15 protein-coding genes and 2 pseudogenes are annotated in these 21,720 nt (G+C 42.5%); 12 read left to right on the forward strand and 5 right to left on the reverse strand.

Annotated elements, in window-relative coordinates; translation table 11 throughout:
• Window positions 1-85: 85 nt before the first annotated feature.
• The 4 genes from sirA to N1I87_RS08845 all read left to right on the forward strand — a co-directional run bounded on the left by sirA (window position 86) and on the right by N1I87_RS08845 (window position 3,575).
• Window positions 86-523 carry a sporulation inhibitor of replication protein SirA gene (gene sirA, locus N1I87_RS08830; protein WP_341094396.1) on the forward strand — a complete coding sequence of 146 codons (438 nt, stop codon included), beginning with the start codon at window positions 86-88 and terminating at the stop codon, window positions 521-523.
• Window positions 524-605: 82 nt separating this feature from the next.
• Entirely contained in the window at window positions 606-818 is a 213-nt protein-coding gene (locus N1I87_RS08835) for a YneF family protein (RefSeq protein ID WP_003352953.1), read from the forward strand.
• Between the two features lie 722 nt (window positions 819-1,540).
• Window positions 1,541-1,870, forward strand: coding sequence for a chaperone CsaA (csaA, locus tag N1I87_RS08840; RefSeq protein WP_341101386.1), 330 nt, complete (start codon window positions 1,541-1,543; stop codon window positions 1,868-1,870).
• A 328-nt stretch (window positions 1,871-2,198) separates the two neighbouring features.
• A complete protein-coding gene (locus N1I87_RS08845) occupies window positions 2,199-3,575 on the forward strand; it encodes an ISLre2 family transposase (protein WP_341100688.1) in 1,377 nt (458 codons plus the stop codon).
• 294 nt (window positions 3,576-3,869) lie between these two features.
• On the opposite strand, the pseudogene N1I87_RS08850 reads toward N1I87_RS08845, so the two are convergent.
• Window positions 3,870-5,023, reverse strand: a pseudogene (locus tag N1I87_RS08850) (IS256 family transposase).
• Between the two features lie 139 nt (window positions 5,024-5,162).
• Here N1I87_RS08850 and N1I87_RS08855 point away from each other — a divergent pair.
• Both N1I87_RS08855 and N1I87_RS08860 read left to right on the forward strand, forming a co-directional pair.
• On the forward strand, window positions 5,163-5,822 hold the full coding sequence (locus N1I87_RS08855) for a LysR family substrate-binding domain-containing protein (protein ID WP_341101387.1): 660 nt from the start codon (window positions 5,163-5,165) through the stop codon (window positions 5,820-5,822).
• A 197-nt stretch (window positions 5,823-6,019) separates the two neighbouring features.
• Complete coding sequence (locus tag N1I87_RS08860; RefSeq protein ID WP_048624450.1) at window positions 6,020-6,727, forward strand: cytochrome c biogenesis protein CcdA; 708 nt, start codon at window positions 6,020-6,022, stop codon at window positions 6,725-6,727.
• 373 nt (window positions 6,728-7,100) lie between these two features.
• On the opposite strand, the gene N1I87_RS08865 is transcribed toward N1I87_RS08860, so the two are convergent.
• Window positions 7,101-8,477 carry an ISLre2 family transposase gene (locus tag N1I87_RS08865; RefSeq protein ID WP_341100688.1) on the reverse strand — a complete coding sequence of 459 codons (1,377 nt, stop codon included), beginning with the start codon at window positions 8,475-8,477 and terminating at the stop codon, window positions 7,101-7,103.
• Window positions 8,478-8,543: 66 nt separating this feature from the next.
• Between N1I87_RS08865 and N1I87_RS08870 the strand changes: the two genes are divergently transcribed.
• Entirely contained in the window at window positions 8,544-9,914 is a 1,371-nt protein-coding gene (locus N1I87_RS08870; RefSeq protein ID WP_341100685.1) for an IS110 family transposase, read from the forward strand.
• A 471-nt stretch (window positions 9,915-10,385) separates the two neighbouring features.
• Here the strand turns inward: N1I87_RS08870 and N1I87_RS08875 are convergent, their stop codons facing one another.
• On the reverse strand, window positions 10,386-11,759 hold the full coding sequence (locus N1I87_RS08875) for an IS1380-like element ISGsp2 family transposase (protein WP_044899598.1): 1,374 nt from the start codon (window positions 11,757-11,759) through the stop codon (window positions 10,386-10,388).
• 246 nt (window positions 11,760-12,005) lie between these two features.
• Here N1I87_RS08875 and N1I87_RS08880 point away from each other — a divergent pair.
• Window positions 12,006-12,314 (forward strand): annotated as a pseudogene (locus tag N1I87_RS08880) (urease accessory protein UreH domain-containing protein); the annotation flags it as partial.
• Between the two features lie 272 nt (window positions 12,315-12,586).
• A complete protein-coding gene (locus tag N1I87_RS08885; RefSeq protein WP_048623380.1) occupies window positions 12,587-13,075 on the forward strand; it encodes a CcdC family protein in 489 nt (162 codons plus the stop codon).
• Window positions 13,076-13,175: 100 nt separating this feature from the next.
• Here N1I87_RS08885 and N1I87_RS08890 read toward each other — a convergent pair whose 3' ends face one another.
• Window positions 13,176-13,601 (reverse strand): DUF2621 domain-containing protein, encoded by a 426-nt coding sequence (locus tag N1I87_RS08890; protein ID WP_003352947.1) that lies wholly within the window; start codon window positions 13,599-13,601, stop codon window positions 13,176-13,178.
• 272 nt (window positions 13,602-13,873) lie between these two features.
• On the opposite strand from N1I87_RS08890, the gene N1I87_RS08895 reads away from it, so the two are divergent.
• A complete protein-coding gene (locus N1I87_RS08895) occupies window positions 13,874-15,013 on the forward strand; it encodes an exonuclease SbcCD subunit D (RefSeq protein WP_040340889.1) in 1,140 nt (379 codons plus the stop codon).
• A 2-nt stretch (window positions 15,014-15,015) separates the two neighbouring features.
• Window positions 15,016-18,156, forward strand: coding sequence for an SMC family ATPase (locus N1I87_RS08900; RefSeq protein WP_341101390.1), 3,141 nt, complete (start codon window positions 15,016-15,018; stop codon window positions 18,154-18,156).
• Between the two features lie 7 nt (window positions 18,157-18,163).
• On the opposite strand, the gene N1I87_RS08905 is transcribed toward N1I87_RS08900, so the two are convergent.
• The gene (locus tag N1I87_RS08905; RefSeq protein ID WP_004439648.1) at window positions 18,164-19,042 is read right to left on the reverse strand and encodes an IS982-like element ISGsp1 family transposase; all 879 of its coding nucleotides are present in this window, start codon (window positions 19,040-19,042) and stop codon (window positions 18,164-18,166) included.
• Between the two features lie 407 nt (window positions 19,043-19,449).
• Between N1I87_RS08905 and N1I87_RS08910 the strand changes: the two genes are divergently transcribed.
• Window positions 19,450-21,540 carry a heavy metal translocating P-type ATPase gene (locus tag N1I87_RS08910; protein WP_341101392.1) on the forward strand — a complete coding sequence of 697 codons (2,091 nt, stop codon included), beginning with the start codon at window positions 19,450-19,452 and terminating at the stop codon, window positions 21,538-21,540.
• Window positions 21,541-21,720: the final 180 nt, after the last annotated feature.

The following is a 21,720-nucleotide window of genomic DNA, read 5'->3' on the forward strand; positions in this document are numbered from 1 at the left end:
TTCTACAGGACATGCCGTTCCATTTTGTTATAATGAGCCATAACCAACTAAAACGGATCAAAATTGGACAAACGGGGGGATGGGTTTGCGCTTCTATCATATTTATTGGATAAAAGATGAATTTGCTTTTTATTTTTATGGACGGGAAAAAGTATTTTACCACTTGTTTTATGATTGGATGCATTCAAATGGAGAATATAAGGGAATATTAGATTTGCAAGTTCAATATATTACGGAAGAACTTCCCGTCATGCAATTGTATCGGTTGATTCGCCAAAATCTTTCACGGCAAAAAGGATTTACCGTCGAAGGCAACACGTATCGGATAGAATCTACAGAAAAGAATGGGAGTACACTTGAAATTCAATCGACCAAAATGCTTTTAAAGGCCTCCGGCAGTTATGATTCAGAAATGTTATTTTTTGAATCTTTGAAAAATTTTAACGGTCGGTTGCTTGCTTTAGATTTTAATAATGGACGCTTTGGATGGGTGAAGCCATTAAAAGAAAGAAAATATGTTTAAAAAAGAAAAAGTGAAAGAAAATATTGTATAATCGGGTATCCTTTAGTACACTCTTATTAGACAACATGAAGGAGGAAGTACTATGTGGTATGTGCTAGTTGGAGTTCTGGCGTTGCTCGCCGGAGTTGCGCTAGGATTTTTTATTGCACGCAAATACATGATGGATTATTTAAAGAAAAACCCACCTATCAATGAACAAATGCTTCGAATGATGATGATGCAAATGGGGATGAAACCATCTCAAAAGAAAATTAATCAAATGATGAACGCGATGAACAAACAGTTTAAACAATAAATGCTTTGAACATCTAAAGGATTTCTGTATTATTGAGTTCACGTTCAAGTGAATTTCAAAATTTAAGAGCATCAATTGGTTAATTTTTCATCGGAATTTTCCATTTTTATCAGATTAATTTTTCCTATTTAACATTATTTCCGAAAGAAGTCTCCCACTTCAAGCGTGTGAAGGGCGATAGCCCAACGATAAGTGGGAGATGAATTTCGGTTGGCGTTAGCCAACTAATAGGATAGAATATAGCTAGAACGGACACCTTCGGAACGAAGGGAAGCGTAAAGGGTTCTTGTGTGTGGCTTACCGTTCAGCGAACACGCACAAGTCGCTTGAAGCCCCCGCCTCTAAGCGAAGCGTAGGTGGTGGGTAGTTCACGTAAAGACTATTCTTTTCTATGGAAACGTGACCAAAGAAAGGAGTAGTCTTTTTTATTTATTTGGTATAAGCAAACCCATAGATTGTAAACTGTTTAGCAAGCTGCAATCGGTCGCATTTCCGGATAAATCATGATTCTTTCAAATGTGAATGGTGTTTAGATTCGTTCGGTCTTTACCGCAGATTTTACGTGTTTTCCTAGACAGGGCGAGACAGCTATGCTACTCTTTTTGTTATCAGATTATTTCGACTTAACTCCCTCGTTTTTCCTTCGACCTTTGGGTTTTGATCGTTCCTATTTAAGTAAAGTCTCTAATCACTCTTTTTTATAAAAAATGGGAGGTCTTATCATGGCGACAATAGAGGATTTTTTGAAGTTAGATATTCGTATTGGTACGATCATTAAGGCAGAATCTTTTCCAGAGGCACGAAAACCCGCTATAAAATTAGAAATTGATTTTGGTGAATTGGGTATTAAACGTTCATCAGCCCAAATTACAAAGAGATATGAACCGGAACAGCTTATTGGACGTCAAGTAGTCGCAGTAGTAAACTTTCCCGCCAGACGAATTGCAGGTTTTAAATCGGAGGTTTTGGTGCTTGGTGGTATTCCGGAAGAAGGGGATGTGGTACTCTTAAAACCGGATGAGCCTGTTAAAAATGGTACACCGATTGCCTAAGACGTTCGAGCGACAGAATGTTCAAACAAGCATCATTTTTGTAGGACACAATCGGAATGAATAGTTGAAAACATACAAAGTAAGCCACTTAGGAACATCTGGTGGCTATTGGTACCGTCAAGAATTTTGTGTAATGTGTGAGTAAAATGTTTGTGGGAGAAATTCTTAGAATTCCCCGATGAGGGGGTTGGGAACGTAGGTTCGCAATCCCCCTCATCGGGGCCACCAAGCGAAGCGCGGTAGGATCCCAAGCAGGAAACATGAAAAAAGGACTCTCTCCCTGGTAAGATGATCATTGCCAAACCATCAAACAGGAGGAGAGAGTCCCATGAATATTCAACAACATCTTACCACAAATTCGTTGTCATGGAAAGAGATCGAACTTGATTTGTTTCGAGCCTTGCAAAACGCCTTCGCCGAACTGTTTACGGCTTTGTTGGAGGACATCGACCGACAATTGGCGGAAACCCGGGACAAGCGCCGGTACCACTTGAAAGACAAACGACGCATCACGATTCAAACCCTGTTTGGCGAAGTTACCTTTGAGCGGAACTACTATTTAGACCGGGAACAAAACCGTTACACGTTTTTGCTTGATTCCTTTTTAGCGTTTGATGGATCGCAGTCAATCAGCCCTTGTCTAGAAGAAACAGCGGTGGGATTGGCGGTGGAGTGCTCTTCTTATCGCAAAGCGGCTCGTACGCTTGCCCAGATGGTCGGGTATCCGGTGATGAGCCATGAGGCGATCCGCCAGTTGGTGCTCGAAGCTGAAGCTCCGCTGCACTGCCCGGTCAACCAGCGATATGGACGGGTGCTGTTTGTGGAGGCCGATGGACTGTTTGTTTCTCGCCAAGGGAAGGGAAAACGGGCCAAGGAAGACAAGATCCTAACCGTTCACGAAGGGTGGAAGCGCAACGGCTCACGGATCGAATTTGTCAATCAGCGCCATTACGTCCATGAGGGCAAGGGGGAGGTGTGGGAAGGCTTCGAGGAATTTTTGATAAATGAATATGCCTATGATCCGTGTCGGGATCTTCTTGTCATCAACGGGGACGGCGCTCCATGGATTACCGCGTGCCGGGAGTATTTCAAAGGACGGGTCTGCTTCCAATTGGATCGATTCCACGTGGCGCGTGAGTTGCGCCAATGCCTCTCGGGCCATCCACGGTGGCAGGCGATTCGGCAAAAGCTGGCGAAGCAGGATGAAGAGAAGCTGCTTGTGGAACTGAACAGCGCCCTCGGCACGCTGGGGGACGAAGCGAAAGAACAACAGCTGGCTGCCTTGATCCACCGGATCGAATCGATGCCGGGATGCATCCGTGATTACCGGGAATGGCTGAAGGAGCAAGGAGTGGACACAACGGGCATGTATCCGATGGGGAGGGCTGAAAGCGTGATGAGCCAGTTGGCGTATCGGGTGAAATACCGCCGCAGTTGGACAGACAAGGGACTTAGGGCGTTTTTCAAGGCAATGATTGCCCGGATGGATGGGATTCGTCTTTTCGGACGTCGTTTAGGAGAAGAATCGTCGCATCCGGCGGAGGAAACGGTGTCGACGGCATCCACCAAACAGACGATCGTGAACAAGGCGAAACAACGCGTCCGCCGTCTTTGGCCGGAGATCACGCGGAATAACGTGCCATATTTACAGCAATCGTCCGGGACACCGATCTATCATGTCCTGTCTGAACTCAAGGGATGGTAAAAAAAGGTATACATATCGGTCTGTCATGGCAAGGGATGAGAGTCCGAAAGCGCTTACGGATGAAATTTAAAAAAATGGTTCGCTAACCTATGACTTACACCTGTTTTTTAGCGAACCAAAAAAGTTCCCACAAAGTCTTGACTGACTCTTGTGTAATGTAAGATAGATAGGGTATCTCTGAAATAGATTTAGAATAGAGGAGAAGACTGGTTTCCTCCATACAGGAGACTGAATATTCAGTCTCCTGTATGGAAAGAGAGAATCCCCCTCATCTCATTGATTTACATTATTTGGTTAATTATAACGTTCTTCAAACATTCGCTCGAGGGCTTCCTGCGCTTCGGCAAATCCTCGCAACTTTCGCCCTGCCCATTTCTCATTAAAATCTTGGATGGTCAAATACACGACTTTTTCAGCGGCTTCTAAACTACTCAAACTGTTCATCGGCTTTAGACGTTTCCGAATCTCTTTGATCGTTCGTTCAATGGCATTGGTCGTGTAAATCACACTTCGAATACTGCTTGGATAGTCCATAAATGTAAGGAGGACATCCAACTCATTGGCCCAAGATTGAACTTCTCTCGGATACTTGCTTGACCATTTCGACTCAAACTGTTGAAACATCTCCAGTGCAATTTTTTTATTCGGAGATCGATAAATGAGTTTCAAATCTTCCGCCACTTCAAATTGATCTTTTTTCCGAACACGATTTAAGGTATTACGTACTTTGTGAACGACACAGCGCTACACATCGGCTTTCGGATACACCGCCTTAAAGGCTTCCTCCAACCCCGGAAGGCCATCGAAGACGCCAAGAAGCACTTCCTTGACGCCTCTTTTGTAGAGCTGTTGGAGAATCTCCTGCCATACATAGGCGCTTTCTTGTCCTCCTACGAAGAAATCAAGAATTTCACGATACCCTTCTTCGTTCACCCCCAATACCACATAAATCACTTCTTTCTCTACCGTATCCCGGCGAAGTTTCACGTACAAGCCGTCCAAATATAAGACCGAATAACGCTGGTGTAGTGGACGAGCGTGCCATTTCTCGATGTCTTCCTTCACGACATCGGTAATCCGGCTGATCGTCGCAGGAGAATAGGTGCTTCCTAGAATTCGTTCGATAAACTTGCCAATTTCCCGTGTACTCATGCCACTTTGATACATCTTGATGATGGCTTCCTCCAGCCAGCCCGTATGGCGTTGGTAAGGAGCAAACAGTTGTGTTTGAAATTCCCCCTTTCGGTCTCTTGGGACAGAAAGATCTTCAATACGACCATACTGTGTGTCTAGTTTTCGAGAGTAATAGCCGTTTCTCCTATTCGACGTTCCCTCTTCCATTTCGAGAAAAGTCTGGATTTCTTCCTCTCTAATTTTTCCTTTACAAATTCACGAATAACGTTTTCCAGTTGATTCATCCAATCTATATTCGATATACTTTTAGACATAGGTAGGGTACTCCTTTCTCTAGATGATTGGTCAAATCAGAGAATACCCTTCCTTTTTCTTTTGGTCTAACTAAATGCTTGACACAAAATTTTATACATCATCTTGAAGAATTTAGAGGACGCAATTGAAACAGTCAGAATGGTGAACCGTGGTGAGATTGGAGAAATAGCAATCGGTTTCATCTCATCCGCATCCTATGATATTCTTCCAGCCATTATTCAGCATTATCGAAAAAATTACCCTAATATTCATATTGATTTACAACAGTTAACGACAGAAGAACAAGTGAAAGCTTTACACGAAGGACGTATTGATGTGGGCATACTATGTCATCCTATTGAAAATGACAACGTACTTTTTGAAGTCATTCGACAAGAGCTAATGGTGATCGCTTTACCAAAGGATCATCCACTAGCACACGAAACATCTTCGATCAATCTTAACGATTTATCCAATGATCCATTCATAGTGACGGGAAGAAAGGCAAATCAGAGACATTATGATACATTGATAAAATTATGTTATCAGGCAGGATTTAGTCCAAAGGTAGTGCAAGAAACAAAAGAATTATCTACGGTTCTATCACTTGTTTCATCGGGAATGGGCGTTGCTCTTGTACCAGCTTCCATACAAAGCATTTTTAAAAATAAAGTCATTTATCGTAACATTCGGAATCATCCGTATACTACGACCGCTCTTGCTTGGAAAAGCGGCAATCTATCCCCGACAGTACGTGCCTTTATTGAACTAGTGAAAAAATCTATCATCCCGCTTATGAATCAGTATGATTGTGAATAATTTCTTTTTGTTTAAGCAAACATCTTGCTGATGATATAATCCGGAAGAAAGAAAAGAATGGATGTTAGGATGCGAAGAGTTTTCTTAATAGTTTCTTGAAACTCGTTCAGCTTGCCACAAAATGTTCAAATTTTCAGGCGGAAATTTCGTCTGCGTCTCTGCTAAAATGGAAGAACGAAAGAAAGGGAGTGGAACGATTGACCGATGTAAATGGGCTGCTGGCTTTTGGAGCGGGGTTTTTAAGTTTTATTTCTCCCTGCTGTCTGCCTTTATATCCTGCTTTTTTATCCTATATAACAGGAATGAGTGTCAATGAGTTAAAAACAGAAAACGCGATGTTGCAAAAGAGAAGTTTGCTCCATACTTTCTTTTTTTTAGTCGGATTTTCTGCTATTTTTATTTCACTTGGATTTGCCACTTCCTTTGTTGGATCCTTTTTTCGCAACTATCAAGATCTCATCCGACAAATTGGCGCTTTATGCATTATTTTTTTTGGTTTGATCGTAGCCGGCCTATTGAAACCCGAATTTTTCATGAAGGAGCGGCGCTTTCAATTTAAAAACCGGCCTTCTGGCTACTTAGGCTCCATCTTGATAGGGATGGCCTTTGCCGCCGGCTGGACGCCATGTACGGGCCCCATTTTAATGTCTGTCATCGCTTTAGCAGCCTCCAATCCGGAATCTGGATTCCTTTATATGTCTGCCTATACGCTTGGTTTCGCTATTCCGTTTTTTATTTTGTCATTCTTTATCGGCAGATTGAAATGGATGCGGACACATAGTGGATGGATCGTCAAAGTGGGTGGATATTTGATGATTTTGATGGGGGTGCTCTTGTTTTTTGACTGGTTGACGAAAATCATCATGGTGTTTAATCAGCTTTTTGGTACGTTTCAAGGATTTTAGCCAAAAAATGGTGCTAATTTTAATAGCTATCATTTGAAAAAACGATTCATCGTTCTTGAAAAGAGCTATTCCTGTAATGAAGAAATTTGAGGTTTGAAACAAAAAGAGCCCTCTTGGTATAGTACAGGGTGTCAATGCATTGACCCCGAATTAATAATTACCAAGGAGGACTCAAGATGAATTATACGCAAAATCGTAAAATCTCGCAAATTACACCATCAACATGAGTCAGTCAAGATTTTGTGGGAACTTTTTTGGTTCGCTAAAAAACAGGTGTAAGTCATAGGTTAGCGAACCATTTTTTTAAATTTCATCCGTAAGCGCTTTCGGACTCTCATCCCTTGCCATGACAGACCGATATGTATACCTTTTTTTACCATCCCTTGAGTTCAGACAGGACATGATAGATCGGTGTCCCGGACGATTGCTGTAAATATGGCACGTTATTCCGCGTGATCTCCGGCCAAAGACGGCGGACGCGTTGTTTCGCCTTGTTCACGATCGTCTGTTTGGTGGATGCCGTCGACACCGTTTCCTCCGCCGGATGCGACGATTCTTCTCCTAAACGACGTCCGAAAAGACGAATCCCATCCATCCGGGCAATCATTGCCTTGAAAAACGCCCTAAGTCCCTTGTCTGTCCAACTGCGGCGGTATTTCACCCGATACGCCAACTGGCTCATCACGCTTTCAGCCCTCCCCATCGGATACATGCCCGTTGTGTCCACTCCTTGCTCCTTCAGCCATTCCCGGTAATCACGGATGCATCCCGGCATCGATTCGATCCGGTGGATCAAGGCAGCCAGCTGTTGTTCTTTCGCTTCGTCCCCCAGCGTGCCGAGGGCGCTGTTCAGTTCCACAAGCAGCTTCTCTTCATCCTGCTTCGCCAGCTTTTGCCGAATCGCCTGCCACCGTGGATGGCCCGAGAGGCATTGGCGCAACTCACGCGCCACGTGGAATCGATCCAATTGGAAGCAGACCCGTCCTTTGAAATACTCCCGGCACGCGGTAATCCATGGAGCGCCGTCCCCGTTGATGACAAGAAGATCCCGACACGGATCATAGGCATATTCATTTATCAAAAATTCCTCGAAGCCTTCCCACACCTCCCCCTTGCCCTCATGGACGTAATGGCGCTGATTGACAAATTCGATCCGTGAGCCGTTGCGCTTCCACCCTTCGTGAACGGTTAGGATCTTGTCTTCCTTGGCCCGTTTTCCCTTCCCTTGGCGAGAAACAAACAGTCCATCGGCCTCCACAAACAGCACCCGTCCATATCGCTGGTTGACCGGGCAGTGCAGCGGAGCTTCAGCTTCGAGCACCAACTGGCGGATCGCCTCATGGCTCATCACCGGATACCCGACCATCTGGGCAAGCGTACGAGCCGCTTTGCGATAAGAAGAGCACTCCACCGCCAATCCCACCGCTGTTTCTTCTAGACAAGGGCTGATTGACTGCGATCCATCAAACGCTAAAAAGGAATCAAGCAAAAACGTGTAACGGTTTTGTTCCCGGTCTAAATAGTAGTTCCGCTCAAAGGTAACTTCGCCAAACAGGGTTTGAATCGTGATGCGTCGTTTGTCTTTCAAGTGGTACCGGCGCTTGTCCCGGGTTTCCGCCAATTGTCGGTCGATGTCCTCCAACAAAGCCGTAAACAGTTCGGCGAAGGCGTTTTGCAAGGCTCGAAACAAATCAAGTTCGATCTCTTTCCATGACAACGAATTTGTGGTAAGATGTTGTTGAATATTCATGGGACTCTCTCCTCCTGTTTGATGGTTTGGCAATGATCATCTTACCAGGGAGAGAGTCCTTTTTTCATGTTTCCTGCTTGGGATCCTACCGCGCTTCGCTTGGTGGCCCCGATGAGGGGGATTGCGAACCTACGTTCCCAACCCCCTCATCGGGGAATTCTAAGAATTTCTCCCACAAACATTTTACTCACACCATCAACATTAATTGTAGGCATTGATATCGCCAAAGACAAACACGTCGCTCGAGCTCAGGATGATCGAGGAATCGAATTTGGAAAAAGACTGATCTTTGAAAATCGCATACATGGCTATCAAAAACTGCTTGATTGGGTTTCGAGGCATCAAAAGGAACACCAAAAAACACATGTCATTTTTGGTGTTGAGCCGACCGGTCATTTCTGGCTGAGTCTGGCCTATTTCTTGACTGCTAAAGGTTATGACTTTGTCTTGGTCAATCCTATGCATGTCAAAAAAACTAAAGAGCTGGATGATAACTCTCCAACTAAAAACGATACGAAAGATGCACGTGTGATTGCACAGCTGATTAAAGATGGGCGATACTCCGTACCAAATCTCTTAGATGGCATCTATGCAGAGCTAAGAGAAGGCGTCAAATTAAGAGATCAGCTCATCCAGCAGCTTATGATCACAGAAGGTCGTATTCAAAATCACATCCAGCGTTACTTTCCGGAGTTTTTCGATGTATTTAAAGACTGGGAAGGAAAGGCAGCTCTTTGTACATTAAGAAACTTTCCATTCCCCTCTCAGATTAAAGAAATGACATCAGAAGAAGTTCTTGCGAAATGGAAACAAGAAGTAAACCGTGGTGTAGGAATCAAACGAGCTACAAAGTTAATAGAAGCAGCGAAAAAGAGCATTGGTATCCAAATTGGTATCAAGTTTGCTAAACGTGAATTGGATTATTTACTCGATCAATATGAGCTATACAAAGAGCAATTAGGACAGTTAGATAAGGATCTGGAAGCACTTGTAGTAACGATACCTGGAGCGAAGGAAATGATCAATATTCAAGGCTTAGGTCCTACAACAGTCGCGCTATTCTTCGCTGAGGTCGGGGATATAACAAAGTATAGTCATCCCCAGCAATTAGTAAATCTGGCAGGGCTGTCATTACGTGAACATAGTTCCGGGAAGTTTAAGGGGCAAACCAAGATCACAAAACGAGGACGAAGTCGATTGCGAAGAGCTTTATACTTGGCCATTCGTCCACTCGTTGCCCATAATCCAACGTTTAAAGCCCTGCATCAATACTACACAAAGCGTCCTGATCGACCTTTGAAGAAACAGCAGTCACTGATTGCCTTGTGTTGTAAATTACTACGTGTCTTATTTGTCATTGGTCAAAAACAGTGTGAATTTGATGGTTCAAAGTTATTGAGAGGTTTGCCTCAAATCGATTCATTACAGGCAGCTTAAGGCTTTATTAAGTTCATGAAATCATTTCAGAATACCGTAATTATCTCAAATGACAAACACCAATAGTGCAGAGTTGGAGCTTATTTATTCCATACGGGCATGTGACCCAGCAAAGGAGCATATCCAACCTCCACCTCATGGATACGCAGGACGAAGGAATGTATGGAATTCAATCCGGAGAGATGTGGGAGGGTTAGCGACCGTGAGTGATGTGGAGATGATGAAGCACGGTTATACCATATTTTTACCAAATAAATACAATTTCCTGAATCCGTGATGAATTGAAATCGACTTTGATTTTGTTGTAATTTTGATGGATTGATAATCCATAAAACCCTTTTTATGCTTATGACCTATGTCATCTCTATTTCCGAAAATGGAACCAATCTCTTTTTTAGGTATACGAACCAAAAAAAGAGACAAAAAAGCACAGGGAGTGACGTTGGACATCAGCGACCGAACATTCGTTCGTTATCTTGCCTCTCTCCATTTCTGATAGACGTTCAGTAGGGGCTCGCTATAACCACTCCTTCGCGTCAGTTTCATCCAGATCTGTCGTGATCGACGGACGAGTCGCCCTGCCATCGTGATCACCGTCTGAATAATCGTCTTGATGCGGCGGCGTTTCACTTTGTGGTGCAACGGATGTCTCGGATCGCTTAATAGATCTTGTCCAATCAGACGAAGAAGATTGTAAACGAAGGCTCCCATGACCAACACGAGCGCATTCGTTTTCATCTTCCCAGATGGAAGCCGCTCTAAATCTAAGTCGCTCTTCAGTTCGCTATGAAACTGTTCGCATGTCGCATGGTCATGATACAACGCGAGCACATCGCTCATTCGAACATGCTCGTATCCTTTGAGCCGCACCCAATAGCTTTCCACTTCATAATCAGGAACGAGCATCAGCTGTCCATTGCGTTCCATCGTCCGTTCCGTCACTTGGGTGACTTGAACGTACGTATACGTGTTTCCATCGATCGCTGCCTTCTGTGGAAGGCATAGCTCATAGGTTTGTACTCCTTCGCTTTGTCCATCATCGACACGTTTGCCCTTTTGCGAAGCGATCTGGAACCAAAGCGCTTTCGATTCTCGGCGTAAGTTTCGCTTGATGACAAAGTCCACGTCTTCCTTTAGGCATACGTGCACATTCGCTTCTGCATCGTTTCCTGCATCCATGCGAACAAGCAGACGAGATGAAGTCAGTTGACGAGCTCGACGGATAGCGGTGACTAAAAACGAGGGCATGTTGTCTTGCACATGTTGTTTCCCTGGACGCAACTCGGCATGAACGAGATACCCTTCCTTCCCTGCATACGCAAACAACGGTGTAAAACCGTCAAATCCTTTATACGTTCGACTGACTCCTTCTTTTTTCGTATCGGAGTTGTCAAATGGGGAACCATCTATATCAAGGGGAAGCCATGTCGTCTTTCCTTTGGTCCAACAAGGGGACAAAGTGGCATGTCGTTGAATCAACAGACGTATGGACTCCTCCCAAAGAATCGTTTCGGTCATCGGAAGACAAGCGAGCTGATCGAGTCGTTGTCGCAAGGTTGGAGAGGAAGGCACGTGCTGAATCCCCATCGATGCCGAAAAGATATCGTCCTGACGATACGCTTCGATATGATCGAAATCCGTTTTTCCTGTGGCAAGCAAGCCAATCATCGAGCGAATGACATCGCTATGGGAAATGTGCACTTCTCGACGAACCGTTGGAAGCCGAAGTGCGTTTACCCGTTTATCCAGTTTCGTTCGATGGAGTAAGTAGCCAACGAGAGCAAGCCCAGCACTTGGGGTAATCGCTTCATCTGTCAATACAAACCGAATCGGGAAATCTTTCATCACATCACCTACTTGATGAAGAATCGTCAACGTCGTTTTTCCTTATCGTATCAACGGTTTGCGACCATTGTAAAGATGTTTTGTCACGGATTCAGGACAATTTGGTTGATAGGATGCCCCCTACCATGTAAATTATTTAAAAAAATTCAACATATATCCATTAAATGAGGTGTGTATTCTATTAAGTGTCTATGAAATTTTGAGAAAAAGCGAGTATTCGGGAGAAAAATAAACTTTATTGAGGGAGGGATGGCCTTTGCCGCCGGCTGGACGCCATGTACGGGCCCCATTTTAATGTCTGTCATCGCTTTAGCAGCCTCCAATCCGGAATCTGGATTCCTTTATATGTCTGCCTATACGCTTGGTTTCGCTATTCCGTTTTTTATTTTGTCATTCTTTATCGGCAGATTGAAATGGATGCGGACACATAGTGGATGGATCGTCAAAGTGGGTGGATATTTGATGATTTTGATGGGGGTGCTCTTGTTTTTTGACTGGTTGACGAAAATCATCATGGTGTTTAATCAGCTTTTTGGTACGTTTCAAGGATTTTAGCCAAAAAATGGTGCTAATTTTAATAGCTATCATTTGAAAAAACGATTCATCGTTCTTGAAAAGAGGTATAAAAAAAGAATGAATTGAAAAATAAGGGTAATTTTTTGTTTTCATCATCAAAATGTTATATAATAGTTCGTGCAAATCTCCATTCATAAAAAAATTTCTTATCGACAAACTGAAAGAAATGGAGCGTGTGAATCAAAACCGATCATTGTTCATATAGTTTGTACGAAAAAAACGTTTTAAAAATTTGAAAAAAGGTGATTCAGATGTGGTTAATCGCTTCATCTATCTTTGCTGTAGTGATGGGTGTTTCCGTCATCATGATTCGATTAAAAGCAGCTAAAAAGCCAACATCCGTTAAGAAAATCATTTTGCCGCCGATTTTTATGAGCACTGGCAGTTTGATGTATTTGTTTCCGCAATTTCGGATAACACCAATGGAAATGATGGAATCCATTATGCTTGGAATGCTTTGTTCCATTATTTTAATTAAAACGTCGAGATTTGAAATTCGTGATAATGAAATTTATTTAAAACGATCAAAAGCTTTCGTTTATATTTTAGTGACGCTTTTAATTGTTCGATTGATCGTAAAAGCCATTTTAAGTACTACTATTCATGTAGGTCAGCTGAGCGGAATGTTCTTCTTGCTGGCATTTTCGATGATTGTTCCTTGGAGAATTGCGATGTACATTCAGTATAAAAAGATGCTGAATCAATTAAACGATGGCCCCATTCAAACGAATAGCCTGTAAAAAGAGAATTTTGTTCGATGAATTTTTCTGTTAAAGTTTATACAAAAAAGAGGCTGGCTCATAGGATTCAATCCTGATAGAGCCAGCCTTTCCTCTATGTTCAAAAGAAATGTTCGTACTTTGATAAATCCACATTCATTGCCGTCAGCTTTTTTCTTAAAAATTTGTGATCTCTTTTTGGAGTGGCCATGATATAACCCCGAATAATTAAGTCCATGTTCATCCGTTCGGCTTGTTCATTTAAAGCAAGTTCTCCGATTTTGCCGGCAATTTTATGACGGGCGACATCTCGAAACAGTTCAGGAACCGGACTGACAAGCTCTTCCAAAATGGCTTTATGGGTGTCATCCCATAAATGGCGTGTCTTCTCTACATAATATTCCTCCCAGTCCATGTCGGATTTACCGTCCGCTTTCGGAAGCCGTTTCAAAAATTTGCGAAACATGAAAAAACCGCCGATGGAAATGGTTATTATCAAAAAGATTCCCCACAGCAAAATAAAATAAGAAAACCAGCCGACAAGCATAGACTACCTCCGTCATTCGAACATTGATTGATATCATTATAGACAAAGAATGGAAAAACTACAACTTTTCTCCTCCATTAAGAGAGTTCGTTCACTCCTTCTGAGAGAATGGCGGAAAGAAATTTTGTTATAATGAAATCAATGAAACTCGTATGAATATTAGAGGCAAAAACGACTGTGAGAAAGAAACATTTTTACCCGCTATCAAACACAATTAAGAGCGGACGTTTTTATTTCTTTGGAGTTATAACGAGGAAAAGGTGATCGATATCATGAAATTGATTCATACTGCCGATTGGCACTTAGGAAAGCTTGTTCACGGAATTTATATGACAGAACAGCAGAGAGAAGTGTTAAGGCAATTTGTTCAATTAGTAGAAAGAGAACAGCCGGATGCCGTATTGATCGCTGGCGATTTATATGACCGATCCGTTCCGCCGACAGAGGCGGTCGAACTGTTAAACGAAGTGTTATACCAACTCAATGTTGAATTAAAAGTGCCGGTACTCGCTATTTCCGGTAATCATGACAGCGCCGAACGTCTTTCATTTGGTTCATCTTGGTTCCGGCGCAGTCAGTTTTATTTAAAGGGAAAACTCACAACGGATTTTACGCCTGTTCGGATAGAAGGGGTTAATTTTTATTTAATTCCTTACAGCGAACCTGGAATCGTGAGGGAATTATTGGGTGATGATTCGATACATACGCATGAAGACGCCATGAAAGCGATCATCGGAGAAATTGAAAAACAATTAAATCCGAATGAGATCAATATTTTAATAGGTCATGCTTTCGTTCTTGGAGGGAAAACGACGGACTCAGAAAGGACGTTAGCTGTCGGCGGCTCTGGTTGTATTTCTGCAGATGTATTTTCTCCGTTCCATTATACCGCTCTTGGACATTTGCACAGTCCAAACGCTCTTTCTCATCCAACCATTCGCTATTCTGGATCATTGTTGAAATATTCGTTTTCAGAAGCGAATCAAAAGAAAAGTGTAACGATCATCGAATTGGATGACAACGGACAGTTTGAGATCAGAGAAGAAAAACTGACTCCAAAACTCGATTTAAGAGAATTGGAAGGATATCTCGATGAACTGCTTGATCCTGCTTTTTATCAACAGCAAAAAACGGATGATTACTTAAAAATTACCCTGTTGGATGAAGGAGCATTAATTGACCCAATTGGGAAATTGCGAAAAGTATATCCTAATGTTCTCCATTTAGAGAGAAAAGTAGATTTTTTGGACGAAAGAAGGAAAGAACAATATTTTATTATGAAAGAAAAAGAAGTATCAGAATTAGAGTTGTTTCAGCGCTTTTATGAACAGATGACTACTAGACCATTTACAGATGAGAAAAGATCCATAATGAAAACCATCATAGAAAGCGTCAAAAAGGAGGTGCTGTGACCATGAGGCCTCTTCGGCTCACTTTACAAGCGTTTGGACCGTACGCGGGAAAAGAAGTGATTGATTTCACGAAATTGGGAAACAGAACCATGTTTGTAATAACCGGGAAAACAGGAGCAGGGAAAACAACGATTTTTGACGGCATTTGTTTTGCTATTTATGGAAAGGCGAGCGGAGAAGATCGGAGCGGAACCGATCTTCGCAGCCATTTTGCCGATCCAGAGACTTTGACGGAAGTTTCTTTATTGTTTTCGCTGCGTGGACAAACTTATTACATTGTCCGATCGCCTCAGCAAGAAAAGAAGAAGGCAAGAGGAGACGGTATGACGACGGTAAATGCTAAGGCAGAGCTTTACCGTATAACAGATCAAGGGGAGAAACAAATCATTGCTTCCAATGTTCGGGAAACGGAGGAGAAGATCAAAGAATTAATCCAGCTGGATGCCCATCAGTTTCGACAAATTTTGATGATTCCCCAAGGAGAATTTCGCAAGCTGCTTGTTTCGGACAGCAAAGAGAAAGAAGCGATTTTGCAGAAATTGTTTCATACAGAAATGTATAAAAAAATTGAAGAAAAATTAAAAGAAGAAGCGGACCAGCTAAAATCAATCGTTCAGCAGAGAAAACAGGAACAAGAACGGCTGTTAAAAAGCATTCGCACTCAAAACAGCGAACTTCTTGAAGCACTTCATCAGGAAATAGTGGATCCACAACGCATATTAGAACTGCTTTCATCGGAGTTAAAAGAGTGGAGAAGCCAATATGAGTCGATTAAAAGTGAAATTTCGGACAAGCAAGTGCAACGTGATCAGCTGAAAGAACAAATCACGCAAGGAAAAGCGATCCTTGATCAATTTACTTTAAAGCGCCAGTTGGAAGAAGAAAAAACAAAGCTTGAACGTCAAATCGAAGAAGTGGAAAAACAGCAATTGGAAGTCGAAAGAGCGAAAAAAGCGGCCAAACTGGATCAACAAGAAAATCAGTGTCGACGCTTGCATGCTGAAATTCAAGAATTAGAAAAGCGAAAACAAATATTTCAGAACCAACTAGCGGAAATAGAGCCTCAGCTGGCAGCAGCTCAAAAGAATTGGGAAGAAGAACAAGCGAAAGAAGAAGAGAGAAAAAGAGCGGTAGAAGCAGTGAGTCGTTTAAAAGCCCTTGAAAACGATATCCAATCGTATGAAGAAGAAACGATTGCTCTCGATAAGATGGAGGCCCAATGGAAAGAGCTGCAACAAGAGAAACAAACCTATTCAGATCAATTGGAAAAAATCGAAGAAAGGTTAGAACAAAAAAATACTTTGCTGAGTGAACTCGAACAAACGAAATTAGCCCTATTACAGCGTGAACGTTTGATCGAAAAAACAGAAAGGATTGTCAATCGGCTGTTAAAGTATCAAGATGAACAACATCGAAAAGAGCGTATCCTTTCAGCATTAACGGTGGCTAATGAGCAGCTTCAGGCAACCGAAAGAGCGCTTCTCGATGCAAAAGCGACCGTTCGGCATTTAGAAAAAGAGTGGTTTGATGGACAAGCGGGAATATTGGCTCAAAACCTGCAAGAACATGAGCCTTGCCCTGTTTGCGGATCTGTTCACCACCCTGCTCCGGCGCAATATAAACAGGAATTACCTTCCGAAGAAGATCTGAACTCCGCGAAAGAAAAGGCTGCTGAGGTAGAACAGCGCAAACAAGAAGCGGAAAGAAGATTCTTTCAACTACAACTCGAAATGAAAACGATCGAAAACTCAAAAGAAGAAATTCAAAAGGAACTAGAAAACCTTTTTCCGAATTTCTCGGAGGAGTCTTTATCATCCGATATCCGTTCGCAGCAATCTAGTTTGCAAGAGTTGAAACTTCGGCAGCAGCAGGATAAAAAAGCTCTACTAAAAGAACAAGAGCTGAAAACCGAAGCAGAGCAATTGACAGTCGAAAAACAACAAGTGGAAAATGCTCTGGAAAAATGCTTGGAAACTGTAGATGAAATCGAAAAGCAAATGATGATGAAACGAGCCAATATTGAACGAATGAACACACAAATACCAGAGAATTTGCGTTCAAAGTCGTCGTTTCAAAAAGCTTTGCAAGAGCGGATCCAGTATCAGGAATCTTTGCAAAAGTCTTATGACGAGGCTCAAAAACGATATCAAGAACTGAACATGAGTATGGTAAAATTACAATCCCGTGTGGAGGAAGTTACCAATACATTATTAGAAAAAACGAAACAGATGGACTTGGAAAGAAATACATTTAAACAGATGCTGAAAGAAGAAGGATTTCCCGATTATCGGCATTACGAAAAGGCCAAACGAACAGAAGAGGAAATCAAAATGCTGGAAAATACCATCCAGGAATTTTGGGAACGTTATCGCTATGTCTCTTCTCGTATGGATGAACTTGAACGAGTGTTAGCAGGTATCCAAATTCCCGATTTGAATCGTTTCAATCAAAAATTAAACGAAATAATGGAAGAACTAGCCCAACTGGATGAAAAAAGAACTTCCACTCTTTTAACGATCCAAAATAATGAGATGATTTATCAAAACGTGACGGACATTAACAAAGAACTGGAGCAACTGGAAGAACAATATAAAACATTTGGCCATCTTTATGAAATAACAAAGGGACAAAATCCGCACAGGCTCACATTTGAACGGTATGTATTAGCTGCATTTCTTGATGATATTTTGCTGTCAGCCAATGAAAGACTGGCAAAAATGACGGGTGGAAGGTACCGGATGCTACGGAAAAGAGATCGATCAAAAGGCAATGTCCAAAGTGGATTGGAATTATTGATTTACGATCAATATACAGGGCAGACGCGCCATGTAAAGACGCTATCAGGAGGTGAAAGTTTTAAAGCGTCTTTATCACTTGCATTAGGCATGGCGGATGTTGTTCAAAGCTATGCCGGCGGAATTTCTCTTGAAACGATGTTTATTGACGAAGGATTTGGAACACTGGATCCTGAATCTTTAGATCAAGCGATCGAAGCTTTGATGGATATTCAAGACAGTGGACGTCTGGTTGGAATTATTTCCCATGTGCCTGAATTAAAAGAACGAATCGATGCAAGATTAGAAGTGATTTCAACACAAAACGGAAGTCATACAAAGTTTCATATTTTCTACCCGTGGTGCTAGTTGAGTGTCAGCGCTCAACCAGCCCTAGTGTGACCAAGGAATAAGCCAACAAGATGCCATCGAGTGCCACTTCAAAACCGGCCATGGAATTCGCTCGAATGTCGGTGATCCGGTATTGGTCTACGAGAATCGAAAACACCGTCTCGATGACTTTGCGTTTTTTCCTGATCCATTCTTCCCATGCCTTGGATGGGCCGTGCTTTTGATTGTGTCGAGACGGTGTCCAGAACGCGGCTTGGTGTTCTTCGTACAGCTTTTCTCGAAGAGCGTGGCTGATGTACCCTTTGTCCCCAAAGTTGTAGGGATGAGGGATTTGAGTCATCACCGTTTCAGCGGCTTTGACGTCGTGGCAGGACGCTTCCGTCACGACATAGCCCATGGCCAGCCCTTGATTGGTCACTTGAAGATGCAGCTTGAAACCGTAGTACCATTGCTTTTTGGAAGCACAATACCCCATATCCGCGATCCCTCGAAACCGCTTGACGCGCTGCATTCTTGCGGGATGGCACAACGGAAGAGGCAAGCTGTCGACGACCGCATAAGCATGGTGTTGGCCACGTTTCGCCAGCTCATGACGGATCCATTTGATGGCGAAACCAAGCGCTCGGCAGCGGCGGTTGTATCGGGAGCGTTCAAGAAACGAGCCGTTTGTGAACAAATTTCCCGTGACAAAACGATGCCAGGCTCGTTCGGAAGAAAAGCCCAGCAGCTTCCCCAAAAGGTGAACCGCCATGACCACTTCGTCTTCTTGCTTGACCAAGTGACGGTTGCGGCGATGAAGATACATTTGAATCAACGACAGTTGGGCAGAAACAAAACAGAAAATAGCGGCATATTGTTTTTGAAGTTTGGCTGGATCTGTAGTAAAATGAAAGTGCTCTTGCATGGGGGATCTCTCCTTTCGAATGTTGGGTGACACTTTCATTCTACTGGAGATCCGCCAGCAAGGGCTATTTTTATGCTTGTCTGAGTTTTATCTAGCACCACGGGTATATTTTCTATTAAAATCTCCAAAAAGAGCCTTGCTGTTGAATTGAAGTTCTTTTCAGTAAGGCTCCATTGATAGAACGATCATTCCTGTTTAGAATGAATGGATCAACACCGTTCATCCATTCAAAATAACCGAGTTTGATTCGCTGTGTTACGTTTCGATTAGTATCCATTCAACCCATTTTGATCAGGAGAAAGTTTAAAAAATGATTTTAAGATAGAAGCATATCATTCTATATGAGCATATCATGGTATGCTAAAATAAAAGAAAAATTTGGAACGAATAGATGGAGGTGCCGCATAATGGCGGAGTACCGAATAAAGGGCCTTTCTTGCGCCAGTTGTGCACAAGAATTGGAAGAAGAAATTCAAAAACTCCCCCATGGGGAAGATGCAAAAATTTTATATCATACTGGAAAACTACAGATATCGGACCAAATCGATATATCCAAAGTGGAAAAAATTTTGGCCTCAGATGGGGCTTCCATCGTTCAAAATGATAAAGAAAAAGAACATGATCATCAGGACAGCGATTCTAATTGGAAGCTTCTCCTTTTTATTTCAACTGTCCTGTATGTTTTGGCGTTGTTAGCAGAAAACAAATCTCCCAGCTACATGCCTGTACTGTTTTATTTAGCCGCAGCTGCCGTTAGTGGACATGAGACGTTTATAAAAGGGATGAAAAATTTATTCCATTTCAAATTTAACATGAATACTCTCATGACCATTGCCTTGATCGGTGCCTTTTGTATTGGTCAGTGGAAAGAAGCTGCATTTGTCGCCATTTTATTCGGATTAAATGAATATTTGGAAGGGCTGGGAATGGAAAAGGCACGCCGCTCCATGGAATCGCTGCTGCGTGCCGCTCCAAAAGAAGCCGTATTGTTGGTGAACGGAGATAAACGGGTGATCCCGATCGATCAACTGAAGATTGGAGATATCGTTTTGGTGAAATCGGGAGAAAAGATTCCTTCCGATGGAGTGGTCATTGAAGGAAAAAGCTCGGTGAATGAAGCTGCTGTTACAGGAGAGTCTCTGCCAATTGAAAAATCAACAAACGACCCAGTATTTGGAGGAAGCATCAACAACGAGGGCGTATTAAAAGTGAAAGTGACTAAGTTATATAACGATTCCTCTATAGCGAAAATCCTCCGTTTAGTAGAAGAGGCTCAGTCTAAGAAAACGCCGATTGAAACATTTATGGATCGTTTTGCTCAATATTATACTCCGCTGATTTTGCTTATTTCTTTGTTCGTGATCCTTTTTCCTCCCCTCTTTTTGAATTGGGAATGGAAATTCTCTCTATATCAAGGATTAGCCGTCTTAATTGTAGGATGTCCATGTGCTCTTTTGTTGGCTTCTCCAATCGCATTAATCTCAGGGATTACGAGAAATGCTCGAAACGGAATTTTAATGAAAGGCGGCGTGTTTCTAGAACAACTAGGTAAAATCAAAACGATTGCATTGGATAAAACGGGGACATTGACAGAAGGAAAACCGGTTGTCGAAAAAACAATAGTATATGATGACCAATTTTACTTCATTGTGGCATCCGTAGAATCATTATCTGGACACCCTTTAGCTAAAGCTGTTTACGAAGCGGCGTGCAAACAAACAACTCAAAAGGCACAGCCTGAACAAGTCATTACGCTGCCTGGAAAAGGCGTGAAAGCGGTCATAACCGGAAAATCTTATTTTGTCGGCAATGAAAAAAGCGCCGGTCACCTTCAGCTATCGGAAACTATCCAAAAAGATCTTGCGGATTTGAAAAAACATGGTTATACCATTGTCATGGTCTCTGATGAATCCAAAGTATTTGGGATGATGGGTGTTACCGACCAAATTCGTCCGGAAAGTCACACTCTTGTTTCCAAACTGCACCAAGCCGGCATCAAACAGGTTGTGATGTTAACAGGGGACCATAAAGGAACTGCAGAAAAAGTCGCAAAACAAACTGGAATTCAAGAAGTTTACGCCGGGCTTTTGCCGGACGAGAAACTAGCCGTGATCCAAGAACTATCTAAACATGAAAAAACAGCTATGATTGGAGACGGAATCAATGATGCTCCTGCTCTGGCAGCAGCAGATCTAGGTATAGCGATGGGAAAAGGATCTGATAGCGCCATTGAAACGGCAGACGTCGTCTTAATGCAAGATCATCTCGGAAAGTTGCCGTCTGCGATTGCGATTTCCAAAAGAGTCAATCGAACCATTCAATTGAATATTGGATTGGCGCTCGGCTTAAAATTGGTGGCACTGCTGCTTACGATTCCCGGCTGGCTGACACTGTGGATCGCCATCATGTCCGACATGGGAGCTACCATCATCATTACCCTCATAAGTTTAAGCATCTTAATGGAAACAAAGAAAGAAAAACAACTAGAAATTAGCTGATGGGGATTCCTTTAGATCCCCCATCTGTTACATTAAGTAAGAAACATAACTTAAATCCAATGGAAAGATCTGCTTCACGGAACTTTATCTCCACACAACACGAAAAAATGATCCTTCCGGTTCATTCATTCCACATAAAGGCATCATCGTTTTAGAGAACCAGCAGCATTGAAAAGATCC

Source organism: Bacillus sp. FSL W8-0102 (genome assembly GCF_038007225.1).
Taxonomy (GTDB): Bacteria; Bacillota; Bacilli; order Bacillales; family DSM-4216; genus Bacillus_O; species Bacillus_O smithii.